The following is a 15480-nucleotide window of genomic DNA, read 5'->3' on the forward strand; positions in this document are numbered from 1 at the left end:
AATCGCTTAAAATTATGTTCGTAATGAATTAACTTTGAGTTTTTCTGCTGAGTAAATGATAATTTTTATAGTTAGAACTGACTCCGAAAAGAAGTCAAAACCAACTTTATTTTTTAGCATTCTAAATCAGCAAAAATCCACACAAGTTGTTCTTTAGTTGTGCTTTTAAATAGTGTCTTATACTGTCGTCCAGTAGTAAGATATTTCGCTTACTTATAGTAAGTAAGGCTAAATAGCGCTAAACCTTAGTGGTTTATCCTATCTAGCGAGCCGACTATCATATCATAACGATTTGGTTTGTCAAGCTTTTTTATCTAATTTGTTTCTCAAGGTTCGCTGCGTTGTTACTATGTAATTTACCCTAGTAATGCTTAGCTCGTCCTGATGAGGTGCGTATTATAGAGAGTTTCTGACGGGTGTCAACTGCTTTTTGATAAGTTTTTTAATTAATTTTGATAAATATAAAATAGACTAGTGTTTTCAATATGTTAGTGAAAAAACTTTTTAAAACAGCGATGCGACTTAAACCATCATCACTTCATTAGTTATATAGTGGTAGCAAAATTGGCGTTATCTATTACCTATTGAAATCTGCTTAATAAATACTTATATAGTCAACCCGATATAAACATGATGCAGCGAGATGAAACGTTATTTTTCATAGCATCGGTAATTAGATAACTTTGAAGCATCAAGTGCTGCATCGATACTTAAACAGTCACCGTGCTGACGTCGCTTGTCATAACACTTTTGTCACTTTGTATCTATAGTCTCCAACCTAGTGTTGCTAGGCAGTGTTTGCTATAATAGTGGCTTTTATGACACTACCTTGTAATGCTAAAGTGAGCCTTTAGATAAAGTGGCCAAAAGCCTGCTATTAATATCGTCTCAACTTAGTGTTTTGGGTGGTACTTTTCTTAACATATCACAGCAGTTAGATATAATTGATGCGGTCTTACGGTTATATGATTGATGGTTGCAATCATCACTGCCAACGGATCCAAAAAGGTGAATAGATTATGGTAGCGATTACTTTACCAGATGGTAGCGTAAAAAACTTTGAAGGCAATACAACCGTCATGGAAGTGGCGCAGAGTATTGGTGCAGGACTTGCCAAAGCGACGGTCGCTGGGCGCGTTGATGGTCAATTAGTCGATGCACACGATCCGATCACCCATGATGCCAAAGTTGAAATCGTGACGCCAAAAGACGCTGACGGTGTCGATATCATTCGCCACTCCTGCGCCCACTTGTTAGGTCATGCAGTAAAACAGCTCTACCCAGAGGTAAAAATGGTCATCGGACCGGTCATCGAAGATGGTTTTTATTACGACATCTATAGCGAGACGCCGTTTACCCCTGAGCATATGGAAGCCATCGAAAAACGCATGATGCAACTGATCAAACAAGATTATGATGTTATCAAAAAAATGACACCGCGCGATGAAGTCATCAAGATATTCGAAGCGCGCGGCGAAGATTATAAGCTGAAACTGATCAATGATATGCCGGGTGAAGAAGCCTTTGGTCTGTATCACCATCAAGAATATGTCGATATGTGCCGTGGTCCACACGTGCCAAATACGCGCTTCTTAAAAGTATTTAAACTGACCAAAATGTCGGGTGCATACTGGCGCGGTGATGCCAAAAACGAGCAGCTGCAACGTATCTATGGTACAGCGTGGGCTGATAAAAAAGACCTAAAGGCCTATATCCAGCGTATTGAAGAAGCGGAAAAACGCGACCACCGTAAAATTGGTAAAGCGCTCAATCTGTTTCATATGCAAGAGCAAGCGCCGGGCATGGTGTTTTGGCACCCTAATGGCTGGACGATTTATCAAGTGCTTGAGCAATATATGCGCAAAGTCCAACACGATCACGGCTATGAAGAAATTAAAACGCCGCAAATCGTCGATCGTAGCTTGTGGGAGCGCTCAGGCCACTGGGGTAATTATGCCACCAATATGTTTACCACTGCCAGCGAAAACCGTGATTATGCGGTAAAGCCAATGAACTGCCCGTGTCACGTGCAAGTATTTAACCAAGGCCTAAAGTCATATCGTGACCTGCCACTGCGTATGGCAGAGTTTGGTTCATGTCACCGTAATGAGCCATCAGGCTCCTTGCATGGTTTGATGCGCGTACGCGGCTTTACGCAAGATGATGCGCATATCTTCTGTACCGCAGCACAAATTCAGCAAGAGGTCGCTGACTTTATTAAACTAACCCTAAAAGTCTACGAAGACTTCGGCTTTGATAACATCATCATGAAGCTCTCCACCCGCCCTGAAAAGCGTGTCGGCTCTGATGAGTCTTGGGATTTTGCCGAAAAAGCTTTGGCCGATGCTCTCGACAGCTCAGGTCTCGATTGGGAATACTTGCCGGGTGAAGGCGCGTTTTATGGTCCCAAAATTGAATTTAGTCTAAAAGACTCTCTAGGCCGCGTCTGGCAGTGCGGTACCATTCAGGTCGACCCCAATATGCCTGAGCGTCTTGATGCAGAGTTTGTCAACGAACAAAACGAGCGTGAAACCCCAATCATGCTACACCGTGCTATTTTAGGATCTTTCGAGCGTTTTATCGGTATTTTGATCGAACACTATGCCGGTTGGATGCCAGTATGGCTTGCACCCAAGCAAGTGGTGGTGATGAATATCACTGACAAGCAAGCAGAGGCTTGTGAAAATGTGGTTAATGAGCTGAAAAACGTCGGTATTCGAGCCGTTAGCGACTTGCGTAACGAAAAGATTGGATTTAAGATACGAGAGAAAACATTAGAACGTATCCCCTATATGCTAGTATTAGGGGATAAAGAGATTGAAACGGGCAGCGTCAATGTCCGGACGCGTGAAGGCGAAAACCTTGGCGTGATGAGTATCTCTGACTTTATGGCATTAGTACAGACCGCTGTCGGTAAAAAAGGCCGACAGACCCCAAAAACAGATGAGGAGTAATACCTATTAAACAGTCCAACCGTTTGAACATCAACGAAGATATCAAAGTCAAAGAAGTCCGACTCGTTAAAGAAGACGGCGAACAAATGGGCGTGGTCGATATCGAAACCGCGATGAAAGCGGCGCGTGATGAAAACTTAGATTTGGTCGAATTGGTTCCTGAAGCAAAACCGCCTGTATGTAAGATCATGGATTACAAGCATTTCTTATATGATCAAAAACAAAAGGCCAAAGAAGCTAAGAAAAACCAAAAGCAGACTCAGCTTAAAGAGATGAAACTACGCCCCAGTACTGAAGAGGCGGATTATCAAGTTAAGCTGCGTAAAATTATCAGCTTTTTGGAAGCTCAAGATAAGGTTAAGATTAGTATTCGTTTCCGTGGACGCGAAATGGCGCACCAAGATATTGGTCGCAAGCAACTTGACCGCATCATTGAAGATACCGCTGATATCTCAAACGTCGAACAATATCCTAAGATGGAAGGTCGTCAGATGGGTATGCTGCTCGGCCCAACTAAGAAAAAGTGATCGACTAACCAGATTGCTATTAGTTAGTGGCGGCTGTCAATCGGCATGCTAATCCGCCGATGTTAGATAATGTCGGTATTGATTAATATGGATACTTATACTGTTGACCATCAATATGCTACGGGATATTGATGGTTTTTTTGTATATAGGCTTTCTGCCTCTTTATCATAAGCAGCGATACTGCCTTTATTAGCCATGGCTTTTATCACCTATAGTTTTTATCATTTATAGCGTTTTAAACGCTGTTTTTGGTATCACAAGCTGACGCTATTTTACAAAACCTCTCTTCTCAAGCTTTTCATTACCAGTTAGTCTAAAGCTCAATGGCTCTGTATTCATTCGCCTTTGTATTTATTCGGCTTTATATAAGACACAGGCTGTGACATACAGGCCGCGACTTGTCTTTTAAATAAAACAATACCCGATATAGTCGACACTACATAAACCGCACGGATGATATATTACTGATTTTGTCCTTTTAGAGATTATAGGAAACTTTATGCAAGAATTGACGCCACCAGAAAACGCCGCTGCGCCAAGCATTTCACTGACGCCGCCTGAGCCCGTCAAAGAAGTACAAAAAAGTGAAGCCGACCAGATGGTGACTCTCGATAAAAGCCAAATACCAGAGCTCGATGCTAAAGTTGATGCTTTTGTCGATCATGTCATCACCAACTCTGTACATAGCCCTGAGTTTCAGCAAAACGTCCAGTCCATACATAACTTAGGCAATAAAGAGATTCGTGAGTCCGCGCAAGTCTCTAATCGTATGCTCGAGCTGCCAGCAAAGAGCATCAACGACAATCTGTTTGATAACTCCCCTATCGCCAAATCTCTGACAGAGCTGCGTGGTATCGTCGAAGATTTGGACCCTAGCAAAAAAGATTTGACCAGCTCACGCAAGCTGTTTGGCCTTATTCCTTTTGGCAATAAGGTTCAAGATTACTTTCGTCAATACGAGTCAGCGCAGTCACATATCAATGCTGTCGTGACCAGTCTCTATAACGGCAAAGACGAGCTGCTCAAAGACAATGCCATGATCGAGCAAGAAAAAGTCAATATGTGGGAGCTGATGCAATCGATTCGTCAGTACATTTACGTGGGTAAAAAAATCGATGAGCAGTTGGAGCAAAAAGTCTATGCCATCGAGGCGGCTGACCCAGAAAAAGCGCGCATCATCAAAGAAGAGATGCTATTTTATGTGCGCCAAAAAAATACCGACTTTTTGACGCAGTTGGCCGTCAACGTCCAAGGCTATTTGGCGCTTGATACCATTCGCAAAAATAATCTGGAGCTGATCAAAGGTGTCGACCGCGCGACCACGACGACCATCTCAGCGCTCCGCACGGCGGTGGTGGTCGCACAAGCGATGACCAATCAAAAACTGGTACTTGATCAAATCACTGCGCTTAATAAAACTACGAGCAGTTTGATCGAATCGACCTCTGCGATGCTCAAACGCCAATCGGGCGAGATCCATGAGCAGGCGACCAGCAGCAGTATCGAGCTTGATAAACTGCAAAACGCCTTCAATAATGTCTATGATACGATGGACATGATCAGCAATTATAAAATTGAAGCGCTAGAGAACATGAAACAAACGGTCAATACCTTGACCACTGAGGTCGATAAAGCACAAAAGTATCTCGACAAATCCAATCAGACCACGGTGCTAGAGGTCTCAAAGGAATTAGACAGCAAAAAAATCACCGATAAGTCTAGTGCGGTGGATATCGATATTTGATGGTTTTTTTCAGCTGTCTTCTTTAAAAGCAGACAGCTTGTTGCGACTTAATACAGATTAGGCGATTGACGCAAGATATTGCCTCGTCGTTCGTGTTAAGATAGCCCTTATTAATAATTTTAAAAATAGATACGGTAATTTATGAGTTGGAACGATCCAAACGCCTCAAGTGAGGCAAAAAGATATGACAATCCTATCCCTAGTCGCGAGCTGATACTGGGCACGATTAATGAGCATGGCGAAGTCACTCACAAGCAACTGGCGCAGATCTTTGAGATTGAAGACCCAGATCAGTTTGATGCGCTGGGCAATCGCCTAAAAGCCATGGCACGCGACGGTCAAGTAAACCGTGAAGGTCGTCCTTATCGTTATCGGACAGTGACCAAACAAGATGTGGTCACCGGTACTGTGTCGGCGCATCCCAAAGGTTTTGGCTTTGTATTATTAGAAGACATGCCCGATTTGTTTTTGCACGAAAAACAAATGCGCTGGGTATTTAATGGCGATACGGTAGCCGCGATCGGCACCTCAACAGACAATCGCGGTCGCACCGAAGGCCGCATCGTCGATATCATAGAGCGTCGTCAAAACAACTTCATCGGCACGCTAACACGTGATGATGAAGGCTACTGTGTCGAGCTTGGTAGTCCAAACCATCACCAACCCATTACTGTCACTGATGACAACGTACAGGCTCTAAACGCCAAGCAAGGCGCGCCCGTCAAAATAGACATCATCGATTGGCCAAACCAGCACGAGTTTGCTACTGGCAAAATCACTGAAGTCCTCTCCGATGATAACGACCGCGAGCTGATCATCGAAACGACGTTGCTCAATTATGATATTCCATCAGAATTTAGTGATGCGGCTCTCAAGCAAGCCAATGATTACGAAGAGCCTACTGACAAAGACCTAAAGGGCCGTACTGACTTACGTCATTTGCCCTTAGTCACCATCGATGGTGAAGACGCACGCGACTTCGATGATGCGGTATATGCCGAAAAACGCTCAGGTGGTAACTACCGCGTCTTAGTGGCTATTGCAGATGTCAGCTACTACGTCACGCCAAACTCGCCGTTAGATAAAGACGCGTATGAGCGCGGTACGTCAGTATACTTTCCGCATCGTGTGATTCCGATGCTCCCTGAAGTATTGTCGAATGGTCTGTGTTCGCTAAACCCTGATCTTGATCGCCTATGTATGGTGGCTGATATCAAGATATCGCGCGCTGGTAAAATCACAGGCTATGATTTTTATCCAGGTGTGATGCACTCACAAGCACGCTTGACGTACAACCAAGTCAACGCGTATTTCGACAATCCAAAAGACAAAAGCGTGCCTGATTCTTTGACAGGCAATAAAGACGTCAAAAAATCAATTGATACACTGCATCAACTCTACGAGCTGCTTTTGAAAAAACGCGAAGAGCGCCATGCGATGGAGTTTGAGACAGTAGAGACCTACATTAAGTTTGATGAAAAAGGTGGCATCGAAGCAATATTGCCACGTACGCGCGGCGATGCGCAAAAGCTGATCGAAGAATGTATGCTACTGGCCAATACTTGTGCGGCAAACTTTGCTCTCAAGCATGAACTGCCTGTCTTGTATCGTAACCACGATCAGCCAGATAGCGAAAAATCCATGCGTATCCATGAATACGCCAAAAACTTTGGTTTGAGCTTCCCAGAAGAAAGCCCAACGCAGGCCGATTATCAGCGTATCATCGAAGCCACCAAAGACAGACCTGATGCCATTAGTATCCATAGCATGCTGCTGCGCTCGATGATGCAGGCCAACTACGCGCCGGACAACATCGGTCACTTTGGCTTGGCGTATGACGAGTACAGTCACTTTACCTCGCCCATCCGCCGTTATCCTGATTTGATGCTACACCGTGCGATCAAGGCAAAAGTCACGGGTAGCAAGCAGCCAGTGATGGATTTTTCACTCGAAGGTGCTGGCACGCAAACCTCAGATACCGAGCGCCGCGCCGAAAAAGCCTCGCGTTTTGTGGAGTCATGGCTCAAATGTCACTACATGAAAGATCATGTCGGTGAAGAGTTCAATGGCGTGGTGACCACCGTGACGAGCTTTGGCTTATTTGTCACCTTGACTGACTTGTATATCGACGGTCTGGTGCATATCTCAAACGTCGGCGATGACTTCTTTGTCTATGATGAGACGCAGCAGCAGCTCATCGGTAAAGACAAAGGCACGCTGTTTGGTCTGGGCGATTTGGTCAAAGTCAAAGTCGCAGGCGTCAATATGGACTTGCTACAAATTGACTTTGATTTACAAGCCAAGCTACAAGCCAGTGAGATGAACCAAACCAAAAAAGACCAAACCAAAAAAGACCAAGCTAAAAAACCACCAACCAAAAAATCACCAGCTAAAAAGAGCAGCAACCGCAAAGGCTCAAGCAAAAAAAGCTAAGCCACATAAGAGGTGGTAGATAAAAAGGTATTGATAAAAAAGGCTAATCCAGTGTTAGCCTTTTTTTGTGCCCGCTACGCTACTGGGCTTTAGCCACTTGCACAACTCACTGCTGCTCGGCTCGCTGTGCTTGCTCTATCTGCGTGGTAGCATCATCCAAGATGGCCTTGGGCTGCTGACCTAACGGCTGATTGGCAATATTTTCGCCAGTGTTTGCACCTGTATCTGTCACAGCCGCCGACTCAGCGCTATTATTGTTTACTAGTACCTCTCTGTGCTTATCACGCTGATGCCCACTTATCAGATTAAAACCCAATAATGCCACCATGCCCACAAGTGCGAAAATAATCAAATGTTTCATTTGCATAAAAGTGTCTCGTCTCTAGATAGTCATCAAATATCTATTTTGTTGCACTTTTTATGCCGTTTTTTAGGGCGTGTTCGCATTTTAAAAATGATGATAAAAATGAGATAAACTGCCGCTAAACATTGCCACTAAACAAGGAAGATAGCACAGATAATCTCGAGATATTAGTCAGCTATTTGGCCCTGTTTGGCCAGATTTAGCCATTTTTCACTCATTTAGGTGGCTATCTATTGAGTTGAGGACAGGCGCTAAGCTGATTATTCTTGCGGGCTATTGTTATTTAGCAAATCAGTCTCATCTGAGTTTTCGGCAATTTCTTGCTCGACCTTTTCCATCAGCTTATCATCGGGGCGGGCATCGAGGACATCGCTGCCACTGCGGCCTTGCAGGATAGTTTTGGCACGGGCTTTTGCTTGCTCTTTATCTTTATCATCGGTGGAGCTTGGCACTTGATTGCTTGAGGTAGCGCTGGGCACGGTGGTCGTAAGGGTAGCACCCGAGGTGGTGTTGTTTTGTGGCATCTGCTCAAAAGCGTGCTCTAATTTATGGTTAAAACGCAGTCGATAAATGGGCTCAGGTAAGCTAAAGCCTTCATTTTCTAGCGCGTGCTTGGTTTCGCGAATGGCGATACTACGCGCTTTAGAAAAATCGGTCTCGGATTGATCCACCCATACCTGAAACTCTAAAATGATATTTGAGTCGCCGACATTGGTAATGACAGCAATCGCTTTTGGCTCATCTAAGACAAACGCCAACTGGTGTATCGCATCTAGCCCAACCTTAATGGCTGCCAGTGGGTCATCGTTGGCGTCCACACCCAGCTCAAAAGTAAAGCGGCGCTCAGGGTTTTTGGTGTAATTTAGAATAGTACCTTTAAAGACCTCGGCATTCGGAATGCGCAGCTGGTTGCCATCTAAGGTCATCAAAATAGTCGCCCGCGATGTCAGGCGCACGACGATACCCTCTTGCCCATTGATGACAATGTGGTCACGCGCGCGAAACGGCTGCCGGATACTAAGCATGAGTGAGGCAATATAGTTTTCAATCGTGTCTTTGACCGCAAAGCCAACCGCGATACCGATCACGCCTGCCCCGCCAAGTAGCGTACCCAAAACAGTCTCTGCGCCGATCAGACTCAGCGCCAAGATCAGACCAAAGATGATAAAAATGACTTTGATGGTTTGGGCCAGTAGCTCTGCCACAAATGGATTTGGCGTCAGACGTTGCCACATTTTTTTGCGATTGGAGAGCCAGCTGCCAAACCAAGTCACCAAGGCAAACAGCACAATACCGACCAATAGTAGCGGTAGCGCCTTCACTAGATTGGTCACCTGTGCTTTTAGGCCTTGATAGACAGTGGTGACGTTGTCTTGTACATCGAGGGTACGATTGATTCGGTCTTCGACCGTGACCACGTCTGTCAAGCGATTGGTCAAGTTAATAGCTTGCTGCGCCTTTTTTTCATTGGGCGTCTCTCCCGTCAGGGTAACCACCCCTTGCGTCACGCTGACATTGACCGCTTGCAACCCGTCTATTTCTGAAAATATGCCAGTGATACGTTGGCGGATATCATTATCTGTTTGCGGAGTTGGCGTGGTCTCGATTTGCGCGTTATTGGTGCTCTCACCACTGATGATGGGCGGCGGGGTAGGCTCAGGTGATGGCTCTAGGGCCTCTGGCGTTTCAGCTATGCTGTCAGAGGTAGCAGGTGCTGGCTCGGCATTGTCTTCATCAAGCGCTTCTACATTGTCAACATTGTCACCACTGAGCGCAGCGCTAATGGAGGCAGCGTCTTCAATAGCTGCATGAGCTGGCAGCGAACAAAGCAGCGCCAATAGCAACAGCAGCTGACCGCATATACTGGCCAGACGGCGGATGATGGTGGGCATTTTTTGCGTTAGATAAATCGACATAAGCATCCTTTGCTTGTTGCATCATTGCCAAAACCTCAAGGTCTTATGCAAGCGTGGTCCCTGCCCTTTGTCTTAGCTTAGCAGCTAGGCGTGAGTCTATTACTATAAAGCAAACATACGGCTATTTGCTTGACGCCGCCGCTATGGCGCAGCAAACAGATAGCCGTAGCGCGTTGCCTATTCTCGCCATTGAGCGCTGAGCACAGCAAGTAAGAGCCTAGCGAGTAATTTTTTAGCAAATTTTAGGTAAGCTTAGCTGTCTAGGTATGCTTGAGCAGCACGCAAATCGAGTGTGCCTTCGTAGATGGCGCGGCCGGTGATGATACCCTCGATACAGTCGCCATAGGGTTTTAGCAGCTCGATGTCTTTTATGTCGGTCACGCCGCCTGAGGCAATCACAGGCAGGCCACCTTCGCGAGCTAGATTGACTGTCTGTTCGACGTTGACGCCTTGCATCATGCCGTCACGGGCGATGTCGGTATAGACGATTGACGATACGCCTACATCGGCAAAGCGCTTGGCCAGCTCGGTGGCGCGAGTATCAGTGACATTTGCCCAGCCATGGGTCGCCACCATACCGTCTTTGGCATCGATACCCACGATGATATGCCCTGCAAACTCACGGCAAGCTTCAGTGACAAAGTCGGGATCTTCGACTGCTTTGGTGCCGATAATAATATACGTCAAGCCTGCGGTGATGTACTGCTCGATGGTGTTCATATTACGCACACCGCCGCCCAACTGGATAGGCAGGGTTGGGTAAGCCTTGGCGATGTCATTGACCACTTGTCTATGTACTGGTATCCCATCAAACGCCCCGTTTAAGTCCACCAAATGTAAGCGGCGAGCACCTTCTTCTACCCAGCGCGCCGCCATGGCCACAGGATCGTCAGAAAACACCGTATCATCCTCCATACGGCCTTGCTTTAAGCGCACACATTTACCATCTTTTAAATCAATCGCCGGAATAATGACAGGCACAGCACACATAGGACATTCCTTATAACGCACTAATAAAATAAGTAATCACAATATCACTGATATTAAAACACTACCGCAGACCGTTTCGAAATCAGTGGCTAACAAAATCAGTCAGAATATAGTATCAGTAAATGCTCTTCGTGTTGGCTCAAATCTGAATAATTCAAACAACAAATAATGCCAAAAACTTAACAATCATAACCATAAGTTTTAGCAGACGGAATCACTGACAACATTAGGTAAATTCACTTACCGGCTGGCAATTTTAGGTCAATTTAGCGTATAATCCTAGGTAAATTTGTATTTGTTTCTATATGATAGCAACCATGCGCCACACTTTTTCAGTTAACCATCACTGAAGTGCTCATGGCGGTCAGGATGAGTCGAGCAACAGCTAAATGAACCAGTACAATATTGGCTGACAGTTGGCTAAAAGGGTTAACGTAACAATCTTCAATGCCAGTCTGAGAGCAGACTGCGCTGCGCCATTACCCTTGAGACGTCTTTTTATATATCTCCCTTACATCCCTATCATGAGATAACGCCTTAGAAAGTCACTCCTAGATTACCAGCGGCAGATGGTCATACACAGTATGTCTACCAGCGGCAGGGCTAGTGTGGCTTCGACCAGTTTATCTATCTTTGTAGATTACTTGGCTGCGTTTTTATGTCATTGGCTCTGCAACAAAAAGCCAGTTCATAAAGCGACAATCGTGCTGGTTTACAGGTTTTAATTTTCAATGAAACGTATGATGGAGCTGTTTACGATCAATGCAGTCGCTTTTGGCCAACGCTCAAAGTGAGTGCGTTTGGTTTGATGGTTTTAGCATACACCTTGGTAGCCAGTCGCCAACTTTGGTAATTCGAATAAGACATTAACGTGTTGTTAAGGAGTCTAAGGTCAGCGTTAATACTCTTACTAGCAGTGATATTCTTGCGTTGTTTTCAAAGCCTTATGTATCTCTATCCTACTATAGGAATAGCGAGTTGAGGGCTTTATTAAATGACGCAGATGTTCATGCTGCCGATATACCAAACAGGACGTCTGGTATCGTTTTAGACTATGGACTAAGTTTTCGCTTATGATTACCATCAAAAAAGGTTTGGATTTGCCCATCACCGGTGAACCCTCCCGCGAGATATCTGAGCACCAACCAACACATGTAGCAGTCATTGGCTATGATTATGTGGGTATGAAACCCACAATGAATGTCAAAGAAGGTGATGTCGTAGCTAAAGGCCAGCCCGTTTTTGAAGACAAAAAACGTGTTGGTGTTATCTACACCGCCCCTGCTGCTGGTAAAGTCGTCGCGATCAATCGCGGCGAGCGCCGAGTGTTTGAAAGCCTTGTGATTGCGGTCGACCTAAACGGTGAAGAAGTAGACTTCGAGCGCTATGACTCCCAGCAACTTGCTGACCTAGACTCGAAGGTCGTTGAAACCCAACTGCTGGCCTCTGGCGAATGGACTGCGTTTCGTACGCGCCCCTATAGCCGCGCACCAGAAATCGGTGCCCGTCCGCATGCCATCTTTGTCACCGCGATGGATACCAATCCACTTGCGTTTGACCCGATGCTGCTGATCAATGAGGAGCTGCAAGCGTTCAATGATGGCCTCGCAGTATTATCTACCCTCAGCCCTAAGACTTTCGTCTGTCATCATGGTGATGCTAGCCTGACGCCCGTTGCAAAAACCGCGGCAAGTAACGTCACTGAGTATCATAGTTTTGCAGGTAAGCACCCAGCAGGACTGGCCGGCACGCACATTCACTTTTTGCATCCAATCATGCGCGGTGTCACCGTCTGGACGATTGGCTATCAAGACGTGATTGCTATCGGTAAGCTCTTTACCACTGGCCGCCTATACACACGCCGTATGATTAGCTTGGCAGGCCCTGCAGTCAATACTCCACATCTGATCGCAACCGAACGCGGTGCTGACATCACAGCATTGACCAAAGGCCAACTGGCCGCTGGTGAAAACCGTGTCATCTCAGGCTCAGTGCTGTCAGGACGCAAGGTGTTTAGCAACATCGCTTATCTTGGCCGCTTTCACAACCAAGTCAGCGTCCTACCTGAAGGCCGTGAGCGTCCAGCATTTCACTTCTTTACCGCTGGTAAAAACCGCTTCTCTAAACTGCCAATCTATATCTCGCAGTTTTTTGGTGGCAAAAAATACAACTTCACCACCACCAGCAACGGCTCACCGCGTGCGATGGTACCCATCGGGGTCTATGAAGAAGTCATGCCGCAAGATTATCTGCCAACACAGCTACTACGTGCCTTGATTGTTGAGGACATCGTTAGCGCCGTTGATTTGGGCGCACTCGAATTGGACGAAGAAGATTTGGCATTATGCACCTTCGTCTCTCCTGGCAAATATGAATTCGGTGATATCTTGCGTGATAACTTAACGCGCATTGAGCTGGAGGGCTAACCACGATGAAATTTTTACACAATATGTTCGATCGTATGGAGCCGTCTTTCACCAAGGGTGGCAAACACGAAAAGTACTATGCCATCTTTGAGATGTTCGATACGTTTTTGCGTCAGCCAGGTACCACTACCTACGCCTCGTCACACGTGCGCGATGGTATCGATCTAAAACGCATCATGATTACTGTCTGGCTCTGTACCTTCCCTGCGATGTTTTGGGGTATGTACAATATCGGCCACCAAGCATTAACTGCCATCGCTCAGCTAGGCTTGCAGCCTGAAGGCTGGCGCACGGTCATCACCAGCATGGCAGGCTACAACCCAGATAGTATCTGGGCCAGCTTTGTCTATGGGGCCATGCAGTTCTTACCCATTTATATCGTCACCTTCGCGGTTGGTATTCTCTGTGAGATTATCTTTGCCGTGGTGCGCGGACATGAAGTCAACGAAGGTTTCTTTGTGACCTCAGTGCTCTTTGCGCTTTGTCTACCGCCAGATATCCCATTATGGCAAGTCGCCTTGGGTATCATCTTTGGTGTGGTCGTGGCAAAAGAGGTCTTCGGTGGTACGGGTAAAAATTTCCTAAACCCTGCCCTATCAGGTCGTGCCTTCCTCTACTTTGCCTATCCAGCGTATATGTCTGGTGACTCAATCTGGACGGCAGTGGACGGCTTCTCTGGCGCGACACCGCTTGGTCTTGCAGCACTTGGCGTCTCTCCACAAGATTTCGTCGATGTCTATGGCAATGCCATCACTTGGAGTGATGCGTTCTTGGGCAACATGCAAGGCAGTATCGGTGAAGTCTCTACGCTCGCTATCCTCATGGGTGCGGTCGTACTACTGTGGACGCGTATCGCCTCCTGGCGCATCATGGCAGGCTGTGTGGTCGGTCTCATCGCCACCTCGCTGGTCTTTAACATGATCGGCTCAGAAGACAATCTGATGATGAACTTGCCGTTTTATTGGCATTTGGTCATCGGTGGCTTTGCCTTTGGTGCCGTCTTTATGGCAACCGATCCTGTCTCTGCTGCGCATACCAATAAAGGCCGCTGGGCGTATGGCATCTTGATTGGCTTTATGACCGTATTGATTCGCGTCGTCAACCCAGCCTTCCCAGAAGGCATCATGCTGGCCATTTTATTCGCCAACTTATTTGCTCCATTGTTTGATTACTTTGTTACCCAAGCAAACATCAAACGCCAAACTGCTCGGAGGGTTCGTTATGTCCAAGCCCAAAAGTAATAACGCAAAAACCATCAGCGTTGCACTGACGCTATGTTTGGTGTGCTCTGTATTGGTCTCGGCAGTTGCTGTGGGTCTAAAACCAGCACAAATCGAAAACGCTCGCTTAGACCGTAACAAAAACATCCTCGTTGCCGCTGGCATGTACAATGCTGAGTCAGATACAGCAAGCGATGTGGCTGAGCGTTTTAAAGATTTTGATGTCGAGATCATCGACCTAAACAAAGGCGACTATCTCGATGATGATGCGCTAAAAGCCGCTGGCATCCCTGATCGCAACGCCTATGACGCCAGTCAAGCGACCAAAAACCAAGCCTTGAGTGAAGACTTGGGCAACAACGATCCCGCTGGTATTGGCCGTAAGCCAAAATATGCCAAAGTCTACGTAAAAAGCGACGACGCTGGCAATCCTGAAATGGTGGTGCTACCGATTCAAGGCTACGGCCTATGGGGCACGATCTATGGTTTCTTAACGCTTGAGAGCGACATGAATACCATCAAAGGTATCAGTTTTTATGAGCATAAAGAAACCCCAGGGCTCGGTGCTCGTATCGAAGAGCCAGAGTGGCGCGCCCAATGGAGTGGCATCCAGTCGTATGACGAAGATGGCAATGTGGCCACTGGTGTGACCAAAGCTGGCACACCAAAAGACAACTGGGTCGATGGCATCAGCGGTGCAACCTTAACGGGTCGCGGTGTCAGCAATATGATTCAGTTTTGGCTGGGTGAGCAAGGCTACAAGCCTTATCTAGATAAGCTGCGCCAAGATAGTGGTCAAACGATTGACAATGCAGACACGCAAGCCAGTCAAGCGACGCTGACAGCTGAACCGAACACCGAACTGGCAGCGCTGCCGCCAGTAGCAAACGGCAAGGAGGCATAAC

At 46.5% G+C, this 15480-nt stretch carries 10 protein-coding genes; 7 read left to right on the top strand and 3 right to left on the bottom strand.

Annotation, left to right across the window (positions count from 1 at the left end; all coding sequences use genetic code 11):
• Nucleotides 1–1019: 1019 nt before the first annotated feature.
• The 4 genes from thrS to rnr all read left to right on the top strand — a co-directional run bounded on the left by thrS (nt 1020) and on the right by rnr (nt 7659).
• A complete protein-coding gene (thrS, locus tag BTV99_RS04815; RefSeq protein WP_075101251.1) occupies nt 1020–2954 on the top strand; it encodes a threonine--tRNA ligase in 1935 nt (644 codons plus the stop codon).
• A gap of 23 nt (nt 2955–2977) precedes the next feature.
• The gene (infC, locus tag BTV99_RS04820; protein WP_075101252.1) at nt 2978–3481 is read left to right on the top strand and encodes a translation initiation factor IF-3; all 504 of its coding nucleotides are present in this window, start codon (nt 2978–2980) and stop codon (nt 3479–3481) included.
• Between the two features lie 500 nt (nt 3482–3981).
• Nucleotides 3982–5226, top strand: coding sequence for a toxic anion resistance protein (locus BTV99_RS04825; protein ID WP_075101253.1), 1245 nt, complete (start codon nt 3982–3984; stop codon nt 5224–5226).
• Nucleotides 5227–5367: 141 nt separating this feature from the next.
• Nucleotides 5368–7659: a ribonuclease R gene (rnr, locus tag BTV99_RS04830; protein ID WP_075101254.1), complete on the top strand. Its 2292-nt coding sequence runs from the start codon at nt 5368–5370 to the stop codon at nt 7657–7659.
• Between the two features lie 106 nt (nt 7660–7765).
• Here the strand turns inward: rnr and BTV99_RS04835 are convergent, their stop codons facing one another.
• From BTV99_RS04835 to hisA, 3 genes are all read right to left on the bottom strand, one after another.
• Nucleotides 7766–8026: a hypothetical protein gene (locus BTV99_RS04835; RefSeq protein WP_075101255.1), complete on the bottom strand. Its 261-nt coding sequence runs from the start codon at nt 8024–8026 to the stop codon at nt 7766–7768.
• A 257-nt stretch (nt 8027–8283) separates the two neighbouring features.
• Complete coding sequence (locus BTV99_RS04840) at nt 8284–9939, bottom strand: mechanosensitive ion channel family protein (protein ID WP_172953028.1); 1656 nt, start codon at nt 9937–9939, stop codon at nt 8284–8286.
• 252 nt (nt 9940–10191) lie between these two features.
• Nucleotides 10192–10929 (bottom strand): 1-(5-phosphoribosyl)-5-[(5-phosphoribosylamino)methylideneamino]imidazole-4-carboxamide isomerase, encoded by a 738-nt coding sequence (hisA, locus tag BTV99_RS04845; protein WP_075101256.1) that lies wholly within the window; start codon nt 10927–10929, stop codon nt 10192–10194.
• Nucleotides 10930–12002: 1073 nt separating this feature from the next.
• Here hisA and BTV99_RS04850 point away from each other — a divergent pair.
• From BTV99_RS04850 to BTV99_RS04860, 3 genes are read left to right on the top strand one after another with little or no spacing between them, the layout of a single operon-like run.
• Nucleotides 12003–13355, top strand: a complete 1353-nt coding sequence (locus BTV99_RS04850; RefSeq protein ID WP_075101257.1) for a Na(+)-translocating NADH-quinone reductase subunit A — start codon at nt 12003–12005, stop codon at nt 13353–13355.
• A 5-nt stretch (nt 13356–13360) separates the two neighbouring features.
• On the top strand, nt 13361–14596 hold the full coding sequence (locus BTV99_RS04855; protein WP_075101258.1) for an NADH:ubiquinone reductase (Na(+)-transporting) subunit B: 1236 nt from the start codon (nt 13361–13363) through the stop codon (nt 14594–14596).
• The gene (locus BTV99_RS04860; RefSeq protein ID WP_075101259.1) at nt 14577–15479 is read left to right on the top strand and encodes a Na(+)-translocating NADH-quinone reductase subunit C; all 903 of its coding nucleotides are present in this window, start codon (nt 14577–14579) and stop codon (nt 15477–15479) included. The genes BTV99_RS04855 and BTV99_RS04860 overlap by 20 nt, the downstream gene beginning before the upstream one ends.
• Nucleotide 15480 lies beyond the last annotated feature (1 nt).

Source organism: Psychrobacter sp. Rd 27.2 (assembly GCF_001921755.1).
GTDB classification, from domain to species: Bacteria; Pseudomonadota; Gammaproteobacteria; order Pseudomonadales; family Moraxellaceae; genus Psychrobacter; species Psychrobacter celer.

What these genes read in the sequence shown, in the direction of transcription:
- thrS (WP_075101251.1), top strand. Translation starts at nt 1,020, where the DNA reads ATGGTAGCGATTACTTTACCAGATGGTAGCGTAAAAAACTTTGAAGGC.
- BTV99_RS04825 (WP_075101253.1), top strand. Translation starts at nt 3,982, where the DNA reads ATGCAAGAATTGACGCCACCAGAAAACGCCGCTGCGCCAAGCATTTCA.
- rnr (WP_075101254.1), top strand. Translation starts at nt 5,368, where the DNA reads ATGAGTTGGAACGATCCAAACGCCTCAAGTGAGGCAAAAAGATATGAC.
- BTV99_RS04835 (WP_075101255.1), bottom strand. Translation starts at nt 8,026, where the DNA reads ATGCAAATGAAACATTTGATTATTTTCGCACTTGTGGGCATGGTGGCA.
- BTV99_RS04840 (WP_172953028.1), bottom strand. Translation starts at nt 9,939, where the DNA reads ATGTCGATTTATCTAACGCAAAAAATGCCCACCATCATCCGCCGTCTG.
- hisA (WP_075101256.1), bottom strand. Translation starts at nt 10,929, where the DNA reads ATGTGTGCTGTGCCTGTCATTATTCCGGCGATTGATTTAAAAGATGGT.
- BTV99_RS04850 (WP_075101257.1), top strand. Translation starts at nt 12,003, where the DNA reads ATGATTACCATCAAAAAAGGTTTGGATTTGCCCATCACCGGTGAACCC.
- BTV99_RS04855 (WP_075101258.1), top strand. Translation starts at nt 13,361, where the DNA reads ATGAAATTTTTACACAATATGTTCGATCGTATGGAGCCGTCTTTCACC.
- BTV99_RS04860 (WP_075101259.1), top strand. Translation starts at nt 14,577, where the DNA reads ATGTCCAAGCCCAAAAGTAATAACGCAAAAACCATCAGCGTTGCACTG.